We start from the raw sequence: 15,780 nt of genomic DNA, 5'->3' as shown, positions 1-15,780 counted from the left end.
CTGCCCCGACTGCGCTCGTCAGTCCGCGTCGACGCCTCGCTCGACGGTCGTCGTCACCCGCGTCAGGCTGGGTGACGCGGGCGTGGAGCTGAAGCCGAATCGTGGCGGCGGCGTGACCGGGGTGAGGCCGCCGATGGACTGGCCCGACCAGGTGCCGGACAGCGACGTCACCTGCCGCTGGTCGTGCGCCCCGTAGTACTCGCGCCGCCCACCGCCGGCGCTGCCGACGGTGCGCACCCCCGGAAGCAGCCGCCGCGCGATGGGGTCGGCGAGATGCGCGAAGGCGCGGCTGCGCCCCACCCGCTCGGGCACGGTTCGCAGGACCAGGCCGAGGGCCGTGCGCCCTCCCAGACCGATCGTGCACCGCAACGGGCCTGCGTCGAGGCGCCACACGTCATCGTCGACCTGCAGGGCAACCGGGCCGACCCGGACCTCGTCGAAGGAGTACGTGGCGGCGACGTACTGAGCGACCTCGTCGTCCGGCGCCAGCAGGACCCGACGGTCGTCAGGCGTCGCGACCATGACATCGGTGAAGGCCCCGAGGGGCGAGTCCCACCAGTCGCCGACCACCAGCCGCAGCCCGCTGCTGCTGCCCGCCCCGAGGATGCGCCCGTGGAAGCGCTCGAGGAGGGTGCGGGTCACGGCGTGCCGTCGTCACGGCCGGCGACCCGGGCGAGGGTCAGCGAGAAGTCGTCAACCGCGTCGGTCCAGCTCGTCACCGGCTCGAAGCCGTGCTCGGTCAGCTCGTCACGGAGCAGGCCGAGGTCGAACTTGCGCGAGATCTCGGTCCGCAGGTGCTCCCCCTTCGCCAGGCGCCACGTGCGACCGATCCCGGTGAAGTCGGCCGTGATGTCACGCACCGCACGCAGCCGCATCTCGATGCGCGAGGCGCGGTCGTCCCACGCGGCCTCGTGGACGAGGTCGTCGCGGGACAGACCCGTGACCGGCGTGGTGCGGGTGATGACGTCGACGAGGTTGAGGTTGAAGCGCGCGGTCACGCCTGCCCCGTCGTCGTAGGCCGCGACGAGCCGGTCCGGGTCCTTGACGAGGTCGGCTCCGAGGAGCAGGTGGTCACCGGGGGCGAGGGCCGCGTGCACCATGTCGAGGAATCCGGAGCGCTCGTCCTCCTCGAAGTTGCCGATCGTGCCGCCGAGGAAGACGAGCAGACGTTCACCGGGCTCCCCCGACAGCGGTGGCAGGTGGTGGAAGTCGGCGACCGCCGGCTCGACGTTCAGGGCCGGGTAGTCCGTGCGCAGACGGTCGGCGGCCTCGAGCAGGACCTCCTTGCTGATGTCGAGCGGCGCGTAGAGCGCCGGCCGCCCCTGCGCGGTGAGGGCGTCGAGCAGCTCACGGGTCTTGGTCGCCGTGCCCGCCCCCAGCTCGTGCAGGCTCCGCGCGGCGCTCAGCGCGATGATCTCGCCGCTGCGGTGGGTGAGGATCTCCTGCTCGGCACGCGTCGGGTAGTACTCGGGCAGGGTGGTGATCTCGTCGAAGAGGCGGGAGCCCCGCTCGTCGTAGAACCAGCGTGGCGGCAGGGTCGCCGGCTGCGACCAGAGGCCGGAGCGGAGGTCGGCCTCGAGCTCGGCGCGGCTCACCGGGCGAGTCGCAGTCCGGAGAAGGCCCACCGGGACGCGGCCGGGAAGAAGTTGCGGTAGGTCGTGCGCGGGTGGTCCGGCGGGGTCACCGCGGAGGCTCCCCGCAGGACGTGCTGGTCGTTCATGAACTTGCCGTTGTACTCGCCCACGGCGCCCGGGGCCGTCTCGAATCCCGGGTACGGCAGGTACGCGCTCGCCGTCCACTCCCAGACGTCGCCGAAGGTGACCTCGGCCGCCGGCCCGGGGTGGCAGCGCTCGGGGTCGAGCAGACCGCCGTGCGTCTGGTGACCGCTCACGGCGCGGGCCTCCCACTCCTGCTCGGTGGGCAGGCGGTGGCCCGCCCACCGGGCGAAGGCATCGGCCTCGAAGAAGGAGATGTGACACACCGGCTCGGCGGCCACCACTGGACGGCGTCCCGACAGGGTGAAGGTCGTCCAGCCGTGGTCGTCGTCCCGGCGCCAGTAGCCGGGCGCGTCCCACCCCGTGGCCTGCAGGGTCGCCCACCCGTCGGAGAGCCACAGGTCAGGGCGGGCGTAGCCGCCGTCGTCGATGAACCGGACCCACTCGGCGTTGGTCACCTGGCGGGTGCCGACCTCGACGTCGTCGAGCCACACCCGGTGACGCGGGCGCTCGTTGTCGAAGGCGAAGCCGCTGCCGTCGTCTCCGATGTGCGTGACCCCACCGGGCACGTGCGTCCAGCGCTGCGGGAGGGGGTCGGCCGCGGGGTCGGGGTCGGGCGCCCGCTCGACGTAGACCGGCTGGAGGACATTGCCCGAGAGGAGGTGCTTGACGTCCATGAGGAGCAGCTCCTGGTGCTGCTCCTCGTGGTGGCAGCCGAGCTCGACGAGGTCGAGCAGCGCCTCGTCGAGGGTCCCGTCCTCGAGCCGGGCGACGAGCTGCTCCTCGACGTCCTGGCGGTAGGCCGCGACCTCGGCGACGCCCGGGCGGGTCACGTGTCCGCGCGCGGCGCGGGGGTGACGCTCCCCCACGGCCTCGTAATAGCTGTTGAAGAGATAGCGGAAGGCGGGGTCGCGCGGTCGGTAGGCAGGGTCGGCACCGAGGACGAACTCCTCGAAGAACCACGTGGTGTGGGCTCGGTGCCACTTCGTCGGGCTGGCCTCGGTCATCGACTGCGGCGTCTGGTCCTCGGGACCGAGGTCCCGGGTGAGCCGGTCGGTCCGTGCCCTGACGGCGAGGAACCGCTCGGTCAATGCGGCGAGGTCTGATCGGGGAGAGGTCGTGGTCATGCTGTCCTCCATGCGACGGAGGTTGACGACCACCGTCGGGCACCGGGCAAGTGGAGCTTCGGACGGGTTCGACGCTACACGCATCCCCCGACGAGCGCGCGTCGTGGCACCGCGTGGGGGCGGCGCGACACGCCGGGGACGCGGCGTCGCTCAGAGGCTGACGGTGCCGGTGTCGCCGAGGTCGGGCCGCCCGTCGCTGACGAGTCCCTTGGCCATCTGGACGACCGTCGCCACGGTGCCGGGCGAGGTCCAGTAGCGCGCGGTGTCGGCCGTGACCGTGATCAGGGTGCTGTTCGGGTCATCAGGGCCGCCCTCCATGAAGGCACCGGCCGACGCGTCCCACAGCCGCCCGAGCAACTCCCGGTCGTCGTTGCGACGGGCCGTGCCGCTGACGCTCACCCAGCCGTCGTCCGTGGCATACGCGATGTTGACCTCGGGGTGGGCCGCGATCGCCCGCACCTTGTCGGTGTCGGCCTCAGTGATGAAGTGGATGGTGCCCGGGTCGTCGAGGTCTTGGGTGCCCATCGGCACCGACACCAGACGTCCGTCCTCGACGTGGGTGAGGACGGCGATCCTCGTCTCCCGCATGATCGTGGCGACGGTCTCGATCTCGGTCTCGCTCATCGTGCGCTCCTTGTGCTCTCGGGGCGGTCTTCGTCGGCTGACTACCCGCTCCACTCGTGTCGAAACGGGGCCCGCGGATCTGAGGCACCCGACAGCGCACCTGACCGATGTCGGGGCCCACCTCGGGCGCTCCGTGCCGAGCCGGGCGCCGCGACGCGCGGCGAGGCCGTCTCGCTCGCCCGGGACGCCGGCCTGATCGGCTGAGGCCTTGTCGCCCCCTTCGCCAGTTGGGAGGGTGGAGCCATGAGCGATCTCAAGAGCCTGGCCAGCGACCTCCTCCGCCTGCACCACACCGACGAGACCCTCGTCCTGCCCACGGTCTGGGACGTGTGGTCCGCGCGTGCGGTCGTCGACGCGGGCTTCCCCGCCCTGACCATCGGCAGCCACCCACTCGCTGACTCGCGCGGGCAGCAGGACGGCGAGGGCATGACCCTGGACGACGCGCTCGACGGCATCCGTCGGATCTGCTCGGCCGTGCGCGTGCCGGTGAGCGCCGACGTCGAGTCCGGTTACGACACCCCCGCCGCCGAGCTCGTCGAGCGGGTCCTCGACGCCGGCGCGGTGGGCATCAACGTCGAGGACACCGTGCACTCGCAGGACCGGGTGCGCGAGGTTGCCGAGCACGCCGACTACATCGGGGCGCTGCGCCAGGCCGCCGACGAGGCCGACATCGAGCTCGTCATCAACGCGCGCACCGACGCGCTGCTCCACGGCACCGACCGTTTCCCCGACCCGGTCGCCGAGGCGATCACCCGCATCCGGGCGTGCGAGGAGGCCGGGGCCCGCTGCGTCTACCCGGTGAAGATCCCCGACGCGGCCACCCTCGCCACCCTCATGGAGGCGACCTCGCTGCCGCTCAACGTCACCGCCCACCCCGTCGACGGCGCCCCCTCGGGGTCCCTGCAGGAGCTGCGCGACGCGGGGGTGCGCCGGGTGACCTTCGGCCCGCTGCTGCAAAAGGCGCTCACCCAGTCGGTCGCCGAGCTCACCGGCCCGTGGCTCGGCCGGGCCGGCTTGGCCGACCAGTCGGACTGACCTCCGGCAGACTCGGGCGCGTGCGACCCCTCCCCCAGCACTGGCAGTTCGCGAGCGCCGAGGTCGAGCACGAGGGGCGGCGCTTCCCCCTTCGCATCTGGGGGTGGTCGGCGGAGTCGGCCGCCGACGCGGCCATGCGCGCGCAGCACCGGCTCGCCGCGGCCGTCGACCAGCTGACCCGCGGGCGGGCCGGCTTCGACTACTACCCCCGCACGCCCGTGCGCGAGGAGGTCCTCCACGAGGTACGCGGCGCCGACGGTGCACTGATCGGGGCCGTGACGCGCAACCGGATGGGTGTCGAGGTGCTCAACACCGACGTCCTGCTCGTGGCCGACGTCGACCTGCCGCCTCAGCGCAAGCTGTTTCGCACCGGGCAGCCCGACCCCCGCCCTGCGCTCGAGCGCATCGCCCGGTGGGCGGCCGCGCACCCCGACCTCGGTGTGCGCACCTATCGCACCGCAGCCGGCCTGCGCGTCATCATCACCGGGCTGGCGAGCGGGCCTCCCGACCTGACGGCCCCCGTCGACCTCGGCTCGGACGATCTCTACGTGCGGCTGTGCGGACTGCACGAGACCTCGCGGGCCCGGCTGACGCCGAAGCCCCACCGGGTCGGCATGCCGAGGATCCGTGCGAGCTGGCCCTACCTCGGTGACGCCCAGCGGATCGCGGAGAAGTGGCTCAGGGACTACGAGCGGGGTTGCGCCCACCGTGCCGTCTGCGAGCTGCTGTCGGTGACCGGTCACGCCCGGACGGAGACGCCGCCGTGCTCGTCGACCTGCACGACCGGGCCACGCAGGCGACCTCGGGCCAGCAGTTGGCGTGAGCCGCCCCGGGCGCGGGCCGGCTCACGGGCGCGGGCAGACGCGGGCGCGGGCCGGCGCCCAAGGTCACAACCAGCGCCGCACGCTCGCCACGTAGTCGCCGTAGGTCGAGCCGAATCGGTCGCGCAGCGCCTCCTCCTCGGCCGAGACCTGGAAGGTGTCGATGACCCCGACGAACCCGGCCACCGGCAGGATGGCGAGCAGGTCGCGGCGGTGGATCGCGTAGCCGGCGAGCAGCAGGGCGTCACCGAGGTAGATCGGGTTGCGGGAGTAGCGATAGATGCCCTGGCGCACGACCTTGCTCGCGTCGGCCGGGCGGGTCGGGTCGAGGGTCGTGCCCGCGGCGCGGATCTCGCGGATGCCGGCGGCGGCGACCCCCAGGCCGGCCACCGCGACCGCCGCCCCGAGGAGCGACGTGGCAGGTGACGTGGACGACCCCCGGCTCAGCAGGCGTTGCGCCGCGAGCGAGGCCAGCCCGACGACGGGTGGCGAGCGCAGGATCGAGAGGGGCTCCATGCACCAACGGTAGTCGCGTCGGCCCTCCGTGGACAGGCCCCGATGATGACGAGGACCTCACCCCCTCCGCCAGTCGAAGAAGATCCGCGACCTGGATGTCGCGCTCCTTCTTCGACTGGCCATTCCCGGGCCGGGCTGTGCCGCGACCCAGCGGTCCGGACACTGAGTCAGTGTGACTCAGTGCCCCCGGCGCGGTACCCGGTCGGGGTGAAGCCGAGCATCCTGCCGAACTCGCGTGTGAGGTGGGCGTGGTCGGCGTAGCCGAGGTCCGCGGCGATCGTCGACAGGTCGGCTCCCGGCTCCTCACGGACGCGCTCGGCCGCCTCCTGCAGCCGGCGGCGACGGATGATCTCCCCCGGGCTCATCCCGACGTGCGTGCTCGCCAAGCGCTGCAGGGTGCGCACGGACGCACCCAGTCGCGCGGCGAGGTCGTCGACCCGCAGCAGGGAGGGGTCGCTGTCGGCCAGCTCGACGAGACGCCGGGCCGGGACCGCGTCGGGATCCGCGGCCACCGCCGCCCCCACCTGCGTGGCGAGCCAGACCTCGAGCAGCCGCGCTGCGGCGGTGTGCCGTTCGTCCGCGTCGCCCGGGCCGTCCATGACCCGGGTGACGTCCGCGTGGAGGCGGGTCGCCCCCTTCGTCTCGGTGTCGCGGTCCCGCAGCGTGCCCACGTCGCCGACGAGCGCATGGGCCGCCCCCGGACGCAGCAGGGCGCCCACGGCCCAGCCGCGCCCGGTGAGGTCGCGCCGCCAGGCCCGGGAGACCGGGCCGTACACCCGCACCGCATCGGCCTCGACGACGAGCTGGCACGCAGGGAAGGGCAGCGTCAGCGCCTCGTGCACCGCCCCCTCCGGCAGGTCCCACTCCGGCACCCAGAACCACCGCGCGAGGGGCTCTCCCTCCGCCGTCGGGAGGATCCGGGAGACCGGCGCCCGGGCGTCCGGACGCAGCTGGCCCTTGCGCGGGATCGCCTCGCTCACGGGCCGAGCGTAGGGGCACCCACGAGGTTGGCGCAGATCTTCAAGCGTCCCGCCCTCGGGCTGCCTAGCGTCGTACCCATGGACACCACCACCGCAGCGACCGGCCAGCACACCGACCACGGCGTGCCGCACGGGTTCACCAGCTTGACCCCCTTCCACACCGTGCAGGACGCGCAGGGCGCGATCGCGTGGTACGAGCGGGTCTTCGGCGCGCGCACGGTCGACGTGACGCACATGCCGGACGGGAAGGGAGGGACTCTCGTCGCGCACGCGACGCTCGACTTCGGGCGGGGCCGGCTGCAGATCTCCGACCCGATGCCGGACTTCGGTCTCGTCGCACCCCACGAGGACGACGTCGTCTGCTCCTCGATCGCGCTCTACGTGCCCGACGTCGACGCCGTGGTCGCCGAGGCGCAGGCCGCGGGCGCGACGATCCGGGAGCCGCTCGCCGACTTCGTCTCCGGCGACCGCTTCGCCTCGATCCGCGACCCGCACGGGCTGCGCTGGGCCGTCATGACCCGCGTCGAGGACCTGTCCGACGAGGAGTCGGCGGCGCGGGTGCGGGAGTGGGCGGCCGGGCAGGGGTGAGCCCGGCCGCCCCCGCGGTCAGCTCGGGCGACGCTTGGGCGCGTTGGCCTCGGTCAGGCCGGCGTCGCGCTCGACGTGCTCGCCGAGGACGGCATCGATCTGCGCCAGGACCTGCGGCTCGAGCGTCACGCCGGACGCGGCGACGTTTTCCTCCACCTGCTCCGGTCGCGAGGCGCCGATGATCGCGGCAGCGACGTTGGAGTTCTGCAGCACCCACGCGACGGCGAGCTGGGCCATCGACAGGCCGACCTCGTCGGCGATCGGCCGCAGCCCCTGGACCGCGGTGAGCAGGGCGTCGTCCTGGACCCGGCCCGCGATGGAGCCGCCGACCTCCTCGTGGGCGGCGCGGCTCCCTTCGGGCAGGGGCTGACCGGGCTGGTACTTGCCGGTGAGGACGCCCTGGGCGATCGGGCTCCACACGATCTGCGAGAGGCCGAGCTCCTCGCAGGTCGGGACGACCTCGCCCTCGATGACCCGCCAGATCATCGAGTACTGCGGCTGGCTCGAGATGAGGCGGATGCCGAGCTCGCTTGCCAGGCGGTGGCCCTCGCGGATCTGCTCGGCCGTCCACTCGCTGACGCCGATGTAGAGCGCCTTGCCCTGCCGCACGACGTCGGCGAAGGCCTGCATCGTCTCCTCGAGCGGCGTCTCGGTGTCGAAGCGGTGCGCCTGGTAGAGGTCGACGTAGTCGGTCTGCAGCCGGCGCAGCGAGCCGTCGATCGACTCGCGGATGTGCTTCGCGGACAGGCCGGAGTCGTTGTGCCCGCCAGGGCCGGTCGGCCAGTAGACCTTGGTGAGGATCTCGAGCGACTCGCGGCGCTCGCCCTTGAGGGCTTCGCCGAGGACGCTCTCCGCCTTGGTGTTGGCGTAGACGTCGGCGGTGTCGAAGGTCGAGATGCCGTGGTCGAGGGCCGCGCGCACGCAGGCGGTCGCGGCGTCGGCCTCGACCTGCGAGCCGTGGGTGAGCCAGTTGCCGTACGCGATCTCGCTGATCTTGAGACCACTCTTGCCGAGGTATCGGTACTCCATGCGGCTCACGCTACGCCCGGTCAGGGCGTGACGTTGAGCCGCCCGAGGACGACCTGCGCGATGCCCTCGTCGCCGGTGACCTGCACGTCCGCCTGCTCCGGGTCGATCCGGCCGCCGGTGAGCAGCAGCCACGTGGCGTCGTCCATCGCGAGGGTGACGTCGCTCCCTTCGCTCGGGTCGAAGGGAGCAGCCCTCCCGTCGTCGCCGACCCGGGCAGCGAGCACCCGGCCCTGCGGGCCGGAGATCTCGGCGACGACGGCGGTGCCGACGGGCAGCCGGCGCAGCGCCACGGGGAAGGCGCGCGTCATGATGCCGGCGACGTGCGCGGCCCCGACGCCGGTCGTCGTCAGGGCGCGGCCGGTCGCCCGGCGGATGTCCTGCTCGTGCACCCACAGGTCGATCGGGCGGTTGCGCAGCCAGGTGCCGAGGTCCCACCCGAGCTCACCGGCGAAGCCGGGCGCCAGCGCCTTGGGGTCGGACAGGTCGAGGCCGGCGAGCGCCTCCTGGCGACGGGCACACGCGTTCTCGAACTCGTCGAGCAGCGTTGCGGCAGAGCGCCCACGGCGCGCGACGACGCCCGCCTCGGTGATGTCCGTGGGCATCGGTTGGTTGGCCGCCGCCTCGACGTCCACGCGCCCGCCGTCAGGCTGCGGCATGCCCGCCGCCTCGGACTCGAGGTGCGCGAGGTGGGCGAGCACGTCCTGGACGGTCCAGCCCGGCAGCGCCGGCCGGTCCCAGTCGTCGTCGCCGAGGTCGCGCAGGACGGCGAGGAGGTCCTGGGATGCCTGCTCCCAGAGGTCGAGCGGGTCAGGTCGCGTCATGGCCTCACCCTAGGGGCCGACGGGGAGACCTCCCCATCGACCGGGGCCCGCCCCGGCTCGTACGTCGACGTCACGGGGGTCGAGATAGCGTCCACGCACCATGCTGACACTGCCCCCCGCCCCCGCCCGAGCACACCGCGTCCTGGCGGGCCTCGCCCTCGCCGTGGCGTTGACGGCCTGCGGGGCGGATGCCCCCACGAGCACCACCAGCACGACAGCCCAGAGCAGCACGAGCCCAGGAGGCACGGACATGAAGGACCAGATCGCCACGGCGTTGGAGGACGTGAGCCCGTCGATCGCCCGTGCGGTGCGGGCGGAGGGCACCACCGCGACCCCGGTCGATGCGGCGGCACTCGCTGACTGGCAGGTCGTCGACGTGCTCAGCCGCGGGGGCGCGCACCCGCAGCGATGGTTCATCGGGGTCAAGGGCGAAGGGAGCGAGGTCGTCGTCCTCAGCGGCTTCCCCGAGCGGTGGAGCCGGGTGGCCGAGGGCGCGCAGGTGACCAGCGCCGACCAGGCCGTCGAGCTCGCCACGGTCCACGCGGACGCCACCCGCGACATGACGAAGGGCTACACCCGCATCGAGGCCGTCGACGACATCCGCTTCCTGCCGAAGCCCTCGCCCGAGCAGACCGACCGCATCGCCGCCATCACCCGCGACCACGACGTCACCCCCGCGAAGGCCACCGGTCAGGGGCCGTGGGAGGTGCGGCTGTGGACCGTCACCGACGGTGACCTCGTCCGCCACGACGTCCGGGTGGCGACCGACGGGTCCATCACGGACACCCCCGAGGTCGTCGAGCGCGACCTGCCCGTCCCGATCGCCCGGTAGGGCCGGCGCCCGGGTGGGATAATCGGGCGGTGACCACGGACCGACCGGACAGCTCCCCCCTTCGCGCTGTGCTGCTGGGATGCGGTGATCTCGGGATCCGCGTCGGCACCGCGCTCCATGCGAAGGGGGTGGACGTCACCGGGGTGCGTCGCACCGTCGCGGCCCTGCCGCCGCACATCCGCGGCGTGGCCGCTGACCTGGTGGCCGGGGCCGTACCCGACCTGCCGGCGGACCTGCTCGTCATCACGATGACCCCCGACCGGCGCGATCCGGCCGGTTATCGCACCACCTATGTCGAGGCGGTGCGGCGAGGCCTGGACGCGGTGCTTCGGGCCGGCACTCCTCGACGGGCCGTGCTCGTGTCGTCGACGAGCGTCTACGGCGACCTCGAGGGAGAGCTCGACGAGACGACCGCCGTTGCGCCACAGGCGGATCGGCCGCAGATCCTGCTCGAGTCGGAGGCGCTCTTCCACGCGGCCCTCCCCCACGGCACGGTGCTGCGCCTCAGCGGTCTCTACGGGCGGCCCGGCAGCCGGCTCGTGCAGCGGGTGCAGGCCGGCGACAACCCCGACCCCGGGCGCTGGACCAACCGGATCCACCGCGAGGACGCCGCCGCCGTGATCACCCACCTGCTGACGATGGCCGCGGACCCGGCAGACCTCTACGTCGGCACCGACGACGAGCCGGCGCTCGCCGGCGACGTGCGCGACCTCGTGGCCGACGAGCTGGGGGTCCCGCGGCCCGAGTCCACCGGGATGCTCGAGCCGACGGGCCGGCGCCTGCTCAACGCGCGCCTGCGGGCGACGGGGGTCGAGCTGCGGTACCCGACCTATCGCGAGGGGTACCGGGCGATCCTGCGGCAGCAGGGATGACGACGATCAGCCGCCCTCGCCGGCCTCCTCGCGGACGTCCTGCCACTGGTCGGCGTAGTACTCCTCGTAGCCCTCACCGGTGGTCGAGGTCTCGAACTCGACGGCTCCGTCCTCGCCCGCCACGAACATCTCACGCACCCGCTCGCGCCCCGCGGCGTCGGCCTCCTCGGGCGTCTTGCCCGCGTCGATCGCCTCGGTGTAAGCCGTGTCGTAGTTGACCTCGGTGGTGGACCGCTCGATCGGGTAGCCACGCATGCGCATCTCCTTGTCGTAGTAGATGCCCTCCGTCGTGGCGTCGACCTCGTTGTCGATCTGGCTGCGGACGTAGTCCTCCTGCGACACCTTGGTCGCGTCCGCACGAGTGCCCTCGGCATCCCACTGGGCGTGGCTCGCCTCGTGGATCGCCGACGAGCCGTCCGCCGAGCTCGCGATGTACATCGTGTTGCTCTCGGGGTCGTAGTAGGTGCCCGAGCCCTCGGCCGGGGCCAGCGTGACGTCGTTGTCCGTCATCCACTGGAGGGTCTCGCGGCCACGCGGCGAGGCCATCAGCTCCTGGACCAGGGGGTCGTCGGGGTCGGCTCCCGCGGGGAGGGTGACGCCGTCGACGCCGGGGTCGTCGGGTCGCTTGTCCTCGGGGACCTCCCTCACCGGGTCGTCGCCCCACAGCCCCACGCTCTCGAGAACACCTCTCATCCGGTCGAACACGCTGCCCGGGCGCTCCATGGGACCGTCGCCGTTACGGTGCGGCTCGGGAGAGCCGTCGGTCGCGGCGCTGCTGGGCCCCGGACCGCCCGAGCCCGCGCCGCCTCCGCCACCCAAGCGGCTGCTCGTCCGCTCCTGGTCGGCGGCCTGGCGCTGCAGCTCCTGCTCGAGGCGGCTGAGCATGTCGGCGGCGGCGTCGATCCTGGGCCGGGCCGCGCTCCACTCGGCGGCGAAGTGCTCCATGTCCGGGCCCATCCACGACTCCGCGAGGACGGTCACGAGCTGGCTGCCGGTCACCCCCACGGTGCGGGTCGCATGGGCGTTGGCGCGCAGACCACCCGCGATCTGGTCGAGTCGCGTGGTGTCGGCGCCTTCGCTGACCGGTGCCATGTCCTCCCCTTCGTCGCCGGGCCGTCGCCCTGTGCAGCCCTGTGTCACCGACCCTACGGAGGCGGCAGGCCGGCTGCGATGGGGAGGGCTCCCCTCCATAGGCTGACCGCATGGATCTGCAGGAGATGCTCGACCAGGCCGCGACCGGCGACGTCCACGTCGAGGAGGGTTGGGGGCAGGGCCGCGCGACCTTCGGCGGGCTCGTCGGCGGGCTGCTCGTCTCGGCGATGCAGCCGCACGTGCCGCAGGCGGCATCGTTGCGCAGCCTGACCGTCAACTTCGTCGCGCCGGTGGCTCCCGGAGCGGCGCAGGCCGAGGTCGAGGTGCTGCGGTCGGGCAAGAGCGCCACCCAGGTCCTGGCGACCCTGCGGCAGGAGGGTGCCCCGGTGGCCGTCGCGCTCGGCGCCTTCGGCGCGCCGCGCGAGTCGGCGATCAGCGTGGCGCCGACCGCCGAGGCACCGCAGATGGCGGCGCCCGAGACGATCGAGCCCTTCCCCCACATCGCCGGCATGACGCCCGACTTCTTCCAGCACCTCGACATGCGGCTGGCCGACGGCGGCTTCCCCTACTCCGGCGCGAGCACCTCGCACATGGACGGGTGGATGCGCTTCCGGCAGGCGCCGCCGACCTTCGACATCCGGCACTTCGTCACCCTCGTCGACTGCTGGCCCCCGGCCGTCGTGCAGATGCTGTCGGAGCTGAAGCCGGGCAGCAGCATGACGTGGACCCTCGAGATCGTCGACGACGTCACGGCCGAGCCCGACGCGCACTGGCCCTACGCCGTGCGCACCGATGTCGCCGGTGGCGGCTACGGGCACACCGACGCCCGCGTCTGGCACCCGGACGGGCGGCTCGTCGCGATCAGCCGGCAGACGGTCGCGGTCTTCGGCTAGGGAGCCGCGCGCGATCTGCGGCCGGGCCGCCGTGGGACAAAGACACCCCGCGTCCGTGGAGACGCGGGGTGTCTTTGACTCGCGACCGGTCAGGCCGGCGAAGGGAGGAAGCTCCCGTCAGCGGCGACCGCTGCGACCGGTGCTGCTCGAGGAGAAGGCGACGACGCTGCCGCCGCGCGAGGCGCCCTGGCGGTTGCCGCCCTGACCCCCGCGACGCAGACCGCCGCCGTTGCCCTGGCTGCCACCGCTGCGCGACTGGCCGCCCTGGCCGCGGCCGGAGCCACCGCCCTGACCGCCACCGTTGCGGTTGCGCCCGGCGCCGCCGCGCTCACCGCGGCCGGATGCCTGGCCGCCGGAGCCGCCACGGCCCTGCGAGCTGCGCCCGCCCTGACCGCCTCGGCCACCCTGGCCACCTCGACCACCGCCGCGGTTGCCTCCCTTCGCCCGGCCGTTGCCCTGCTGGGCAGGAGCCTCGACGACGAAGGGACCGGGGAAGGTGCGCTCGCCCGGGGCGAGCTCGGCGAGGAGCTCGTGGCCGACGCCGACGCGGGTGGTCGTCGGCTTGATGCCGGCCTTGCGGGTGAGGTCGCGGACGTCGCGGACCTGATCGTCGGTCATGAGCGTGACGACCGTGCCCTCGGCGCCGGCGCGCGCGGTGCGACCGGAGCGGTGGAGGTAGGCCTTGTGCTCGACCGGCGGGTCGGCGTGGATGACGAGCGAGACGTCGTCGACGTGGATGCCGCGGGCGGCGATGTCGGTGGCGACGAGGGTCTGCGCGGTGCCCGAGTGGAAGGCCTCCATCGTGCGGGTGCGCGCGTTCTGGCTGAGGTTGCCGTGCAGCTCGACCGCGGGGACACCGGCGGCGTTGAGCTGGCGGGCCATCTTCTTGGCGCGGTGCTTGGTGCGGGTGAAGACGACCTTGCGGCCCGGCGCGGCCACGAGGTCGGTGAGGACCGGCAGGTGGTCGTTGCTGCTGATGTGCAGGACGTGGTGGGTCATCTTCGCGACCGGCGACTGGGCCGAGTCGGCCTCGTGGGTCACCGGCTGCTCGAGGTAGCGCTTGACGATCTGGTTGATCGCGCCGTCGAGGGTCGCGGAGAAGAGCATCCGCTGGCTGCCGCGCGGGGTCTTGTCGAGGATGCGCTTGACGCCCGGGAGGAAGCCCAGGTCGGCCATGTGGTCGGCCTCATCGAGGATCGTCACCTCGATGGCCGACAGGTCGACGTGACCCTGGCCCATGAGGTCCTCGAGGCGGCCCGGGCAGGCGACGACGACGTCGACGCCCGCGGCGATGGCCTTGACCTGCGGGTTCTGGCCCACGCCGCCGAAGACGGTGCGGCTGCGCAGGCCGACGGCCTGCGCGAGCGGGGTGAGCGAGTCCTCGATCTGGGTCGCGAGCTCGCGGGTGGGGGCGAGGATCAGCGCGCGGGGGCGCTTGGTCTGGCGCCGCGTGCCCGACTCGACGAGGCGGGCGACGAGCGGCAGGAGGAAGGCGTAGGTCTTGCCCGAGCCCGTGCGCCCGCGGCCGAGCACGTCACGGCCGGCGAGGGAGTCCGGCAGCGTCGCCGCCTGGATCGGGGTCGGGGTGATGATGCCCTGCTGCTCCAGGACGGAGGTCAGGGAGGTGGGCACGCCGAGGTCGGCGAAGGTCGTGGTCGTCACGAAAAGAGGTGCTCCAGACGGAGTCATGATGCTTCGGTTCTGCCCGGCGCGGGTCATGCCTGCTGCTGGGCAGGGGACGCTCGCGGCGCGATGGCATCGTTGCAAAAGGAGAAGCAGCTCGCTGCAGAACTGAACGGCTGCTTCGTCGAGTGTAGCGGCGAAGGGGGTGGCGCCCGACCGTGGGTGTCGTCGGCAGCTGCCAAGCTGCGGACATGCCGATCGAGATGCGCTCCTTCGCGCGCAGCAGCTTGGACGACGACGAGCGTCGTGAGGTCGAGCCCGTCGCCATGCTCGCCGACCACCTGCGCGACGAGCTCGCCGAGCGCGAGGCCGCCATCAATCAGGCGCACGTCGTCAATGCGCCGAGCAAGGACATCCAGGACATTGTCGCGGAGATCCTCACGGACGAGTTGGGCTTCGCGCAGGAGGTCGTGCTCACTCGGCAGGATGGGATCGTCACTCACGCCCGGCCCGATTTCGTCTACTCACTGTCACCCGGTCGCGGGGTCATGGCCGAGGTCGAGCGTGGTGGCACTCTCAACAACAACCACGACCTCAAGGACATGTGGAAGGCGCACATCGCGCAGGACGTGCAGCACCTCTTCCTCGTCGTGCCCAACTCCAATTGGACCCGGACCGGCGGGGGCCGGGAGAAGCCCTACCCGCGCGTCCTGAACCGGATCGGAGCCTTCTTCGGCACGCCACGGCGAGAGGTCGATGTCCTGTCGGCCCACGTCTTCGGATACGGCTGGCTGAGTTTGGAAGCTGCAGGTCAGCTACGACCCGACGGCGGGAGCTGACACCCCCTTCGGCGCAGCTCAGGGTGGCGGAATGACCCGACACACCCAGCGCCCTGACCACACCGCCGAGCTCACGAAACTGCGCGCCCGCCTCTACTCACCCGAGCTCAGCCCGCTCGAGGCGAGTGCCATGCTCACGGCGACGGAACTGCTGCGCCTCCACGAGAGCGGGGGCTTCGAGATCTGCACGAGCATCCATGCCGCGGGGATGGTCCGGCTGTGTCTCGGGACCCCCTTCGATCTGGTGCACCTCGAGGACCATGACTGCTGTGACTCCTGCGGGTGCACGTGAGCCGCAAGCCCGTCCATGCGCGAACAGCCAGCCACAGCTCGTATCGCCGGCTGCACCACGAGCTGTGGCTGACCACTCGAG

General features: G+C 72.7%; 17 protein-coding genes. 7 read left to right on the top strand and 10 right to left on the bottom strand.

Going from position 1 to position 15,780, the window contains the following annotated elements; genetic code table 11:
* Window positions 1–18: 18 nt before the first annotated feature.
* The 4 genes from NMQ01_RS00895 to NMQ01_RS00880 all read right to left on the bottom strand — a co-directional run bounded on the left by NMQ01_RS00895 (window position 19) and on the right by NMQ01_RS00880 (window position 3,466).
* Window positions 19–642, bottom strand: coding sequence for a hypothetical protein (locus NMQ01_RS00895; protein ID WP_185221334.1), 624 nt, complete (start codon window positions 640–642; stop codon window positions 19–21).
* Complete coding sequence (gene egtD / locus NMQ01_RS00890) at window positions 639–1,595, bottom strand: L-histidine N(alpha)-methyltransferase (RefSeq protein ID WP_255185017.1); 957 nt, start codon at window positions 1,593–1,595, stop codon at window positions 639–641. Before egtD ends, NMQ01_RS00895 begins: the two co-directional genes overlap by 4 nt.
* Window positions 1,592–2,842 (bottom strand): ergothioneine biosynthesis protein EgtB, encoded by a 1,251-nt coding sequence (gene egtB, locus NMQ01_RS00885; RefSeq protein WP_255185016.1) that lies wholly within the window; start codon window positions 2,840–2,842, stop codon window positions 1,592–1,594. The genes egtD and egtB overlap by 4 nt, the downstream gene beginning before the upstream one ends.
* Before the next feature lie 150 nt (window positions 2,843–2,992).
* The gene (locus NMQ01_RS00880) at window positions 2,993–3,466 is read right to left on the bottom strand and encodes a pyridoxamine 5'-phosphate oxidase family protein (protein WP_007927195.1); all 474 of its coding nucleotides are present in this window, start codon (window positions 3,464–3,466) and stop codon (window positions 2,993–2,995) included.
* A 243-nt stretch (window positions 3,467–3,709) separates the two neighbouring features.
* Between NMQ01_RS00880 and NMQ01_RS00875 the strand changes: the two genes are divergently transcribed.
* On the top strand, window positions 3,710–4,501 hold the full coding sequence (locus tag NMQ01_RS00875; protein WP_255185015.1) for an isocitrate lyase/phosphoenolpyruvate mutase family protein: 792 nt from the start codon (window positions 3,710–3,712) through the stop codon (window positions 4,499–4,501).
* Window positions 4,502–5,388: 887 nt separating this feature from the next.
* Here NMQ01_RS00875 and NMQ01_RS00870 read toward each other — a convergent pair.
* Together NMQ01_RS00870 and NMQ01_RS00865 are read right to left on the bottom strand one after the other, a co-directional pair.
* A complete protein-coding gene (locus NMQ01_RS00870) occupies window positions 5,389–5,838 on the bottom strand; it encodes an isoprenylcysteine carboxylmethyltransferase family protein (RefSeq protein ID WP_072623437.1) in 450 nt (149 codons plus the stop codon).
* A 167-nt stretch (window positions 5,839–6,005) separates the two neighbouring features.
* Window positions 6,006–6,818, bottom strand: a complete 813-nt coding sequence (locus NMQ01_RS00865) for a helix-turn-helix domain-containing protein (RefSeq protein WP_255185014.1) — start codon at window positions 6,816–6,818, stop codon at window positions 6,006–6,008.
* Window positions 6,819–6,896: 78 nt separating this feature from the next.
* Here NMQ01_RS00865 and NMQ01_RS00860 point away from each other — a divergent pair, with 78 nt between their 5' ends.
* Window positions 6,897–7,406 carry a glyoxalase/bleomycin resistance/extradiol dioxygenase family protein gene (locus NMQ01_RS00860; protein WP_114204390.1) on the top strand — a complete coding sequence of 170 codons (510 nt, stop codon included), beginning with the start codon at window positions 6,897–6,899 and terminating at the stop codon, window positions 7,404–7,406.
* An 18-nt stretch (window positions 7,407–7,424) separates the two neighbouring features.
* On the opposite strand, the gene NMQ01_RS00855 is transcribed toward NMQ01_RS00860, so the two are convergent.
* Together NMQ01_RS00855 and NMQ01_RS00850 are read right to left on the bottom strand one after the other, a co-directional pair.
* The gene (locus NMQ01_RS00855; protein ID WP_255185013.1) at window positions 7,425–8,435 is read right to left on the bottom strand and encodes an aldo/keto reductase family protein; all 1,011 of its coding nucleotides are present in this window, start codon (window positions 8,433–8,435) and stop codon (window positions 7,425–7,427) included.
* A gap of 20 nt (window positions 8,436–8,455) precedes the next feature.
* Window positions 8,456–9,256 (bottom strand): maleylpyruvate isomerase family mycothiol-dependent enzyme, encoded by an 801-nt coding sequence (locus NMQ01_RS00850; protein WP_255185012.1) that lies wholly within the window; start codon window positions 9,254–9,256, stop codon window positions 8,456–8,458.
* Window positions 9,257–9,506: 250 nt separating this feature from the next.
* Here NMQ01_RS00850 and NMQ01_RS00845 point away from each other — a divergent pair, with 250 nt between their 5' ends.
* Complete coding sequence (locus NMQ01_RS00845; protein ID WP_255185011.1) at window positions 9,507–10,088, top strand: hypothetical protein; 582 nt, start codon at window positions 9,507–9,509, stop codon at window positions 10,086–10,088.
* A 29-nt stretch (window positions 10,089–10,117) separates the two neighbouring features.
* Window positions 10,118–10,960 (top strand): SDR family NAD(P)-dependent oxidoreductase, encoded by an 843-nt coding sequence (locus NMQ01_RS00840; RefSeq protein WP_255185010.1) that lies wholly within the window; start codon window positions 10,118–10,120, stop codon window positions 10,958–10,960.
* 6 nt (window positions 10,961–10,966) lie between these two features.
* Here NMQ01_RS00840 and NMQ01_RS00835 read toward each other — a convergent pair whose 3' ends face one another.
* Window positions 10,967–12,052, bottom strand: coding sequence for a hypothetical protein (locus NMQ01_RS00835; RefSeq protein WP_255185009.1), 1,086 nt, complete (start codon window positions 12,050–12,052; stop codon window positions 10,967–10,969).
* Between the two features lie 110 nt (window positions 12,053–12,162).
* Here NMQ01_RS00835 and NMQ01_RS00830 point away from each other — a divergent pair, with 110 nt between their 5' ends.
* Window positions 12,163–12,945, top strand: a complete 783-nt coding sequence (locus tag NMQ01_RS00830; protein WP_255185008.1) for an acyl-CoA thioesterase II — start codon at window positions 12,163–12,165, stop codon at window positions 12,943–12,945.
* Between the two features lie 117 nt (window positions 12,946–13,062).
* On the opposite strand, the gene NMQ01_RS00825 is transcribed toward NMQ01_RS00830, so the two are convergent.
* Window positions 13,063–14,607 (bottom strand): DEAD/DEAH box helicase, encoded by a 1,545-nt coding sequence (locus tag NMQ01_RS00825; protein WP_255185007.1) that lies wholly within the window; start codon window positions 14,605–14,607, stop codon window positions 13,063–13,065.
* 212 nt (window positions 14,608–14,819) lie between these two features.
* On the opposite strand from NMQ01_RS00825, the gene NMQ01_RS00820 reads away from it, so the two are divergent.
* The gene (locus NMQ01_RS00820; RefSeq protein ID WP_255185006.1) at window positions 14,820–15,407 is read left to right on the top strand and encodes a hypothetical protein; all 588 of its coding nucleotides are present in this window, start codon (window positions 14,820–14,822) and stop codon (window positions 15,405–15,407) included.
* A 31-nt stretch (window positions 15,408–15,438) separates the two neighbouring features.
* Window positions 15,439–15,699, top strand: coding sequence for a hypothetical protein (locus NMQ01_RS00815; RefSeq protein ID WP_255185005.1), 261 nt, complete (start codon window positions 15,439–15,441; stop codon window positions 15,697–15,699).
* The last annotated feature ends 81 nt before the right edge of the window (window positions 15,700–15,780 follow it).

Origin of the sequence: Janibacter sp. CX7, from assembly GCF_024362365.1 — a bacterium.
Lineage (GTDB): Bacteria > Actinomycetota > Actinomycetes > Actinomycetales > Dermatophilaceae > Janibacter.
This window is presented reverse-complemented; position numbering and strand designations above follow the sequence as displayed.

What these genes read in the sequence shown, in the direction of transcription:
- NMQ01_RS00830 (WP_255185008.1), top strand. Translation starts at nt 12,163, where the DNA reads ATGGATCTGCAGGAGATGCTCGACCAGGCCGCGACCGGCGACGTCCAC.
- NMQ01_RS00835 (WP_255185009.1), bottom strand. Translation starts at nt 12,052, where the DNA reads ATGGCACCGGTCAGCGAAGGCGCCGACACCACGCGACTCGACCAGATC.
- NMQ01_RS00875 (WP_255185015.1), top strand. Translation starts at nt 3,710, where the DNA reads ATGAGCGATCTCAAGAGCCTGGCCAGCGACCTCCTCCGCCTGCACCAC.
- NMQ01_RS00870 (WP_072623437.1), bottom strand. Translation starts at nt 5,838, where the DNA reads ATGGAGCCCCTCTCGATCCTGCGCTCGCCACCCGTCGTCGGGCTGGCC.
- NMQ01_RS00855 (WP_255185013.1), bottom strand. Translation starts at nt 8,435, where the DNA reads ATGGAGTACCGATACCTCGGCAAGAGTGGTCTCAAGATCAGCGAGATC.
- NMQ01_RS00880 (WP_007927195.1), bottom strand. Translation starts at nt 3,466, where the DNA reads ATGAGCGAGACCGAGATCGAGACCGTCGCCACGATCATGCGGGAGACG.
- NMQ01_RS00850 (WP_255185012.1), bottom strand. Translation starts at nt 9,256, where the DNA reads ATGACGCGACCTGACCCGCTCGACCTCTGGGAGCAGGCATCCCAGGAC.
- NMQ01_RS00815 (WP_255185005.1), top strand. Translation starts at nt 15,439, where the DNA reads ATGACCCGACACACCCAGCGCCCTGACCACACCGCCGAGCTCACGAAA.
- NMQ01_RS00845 (WP_255185011.1), top strand. Translation starts at nt 9,507, where the DNA reads ATGAAGGACCAGATCGCCACGGCGTTGGAGGACGTGAGCCCGTCGATC.
- NMQ01_RS00860 (WP_114204390.1), top strand. Translation starts at nt 6,897, where the DNA reads ATGGACACCACCACCGCAGCGACCGGCCAGCACACCGACCACGGCGTG.
- NMQ01_RS00820 (WP_255185006.1), top strand. Translation starts at nt 14,820, where the DNA reads ATGCCGATCGAGATGCGCTCCTTCGCGCGCAGCAGCTTGGACGACGAC.
- egtB (WP_255185016.1), bottom strand. Translation starts at nt 2,842, where the DNA reads ATGACCACGACCTCTCCCCGATCAGACCTCGCCGCATTGACCGAGCGG.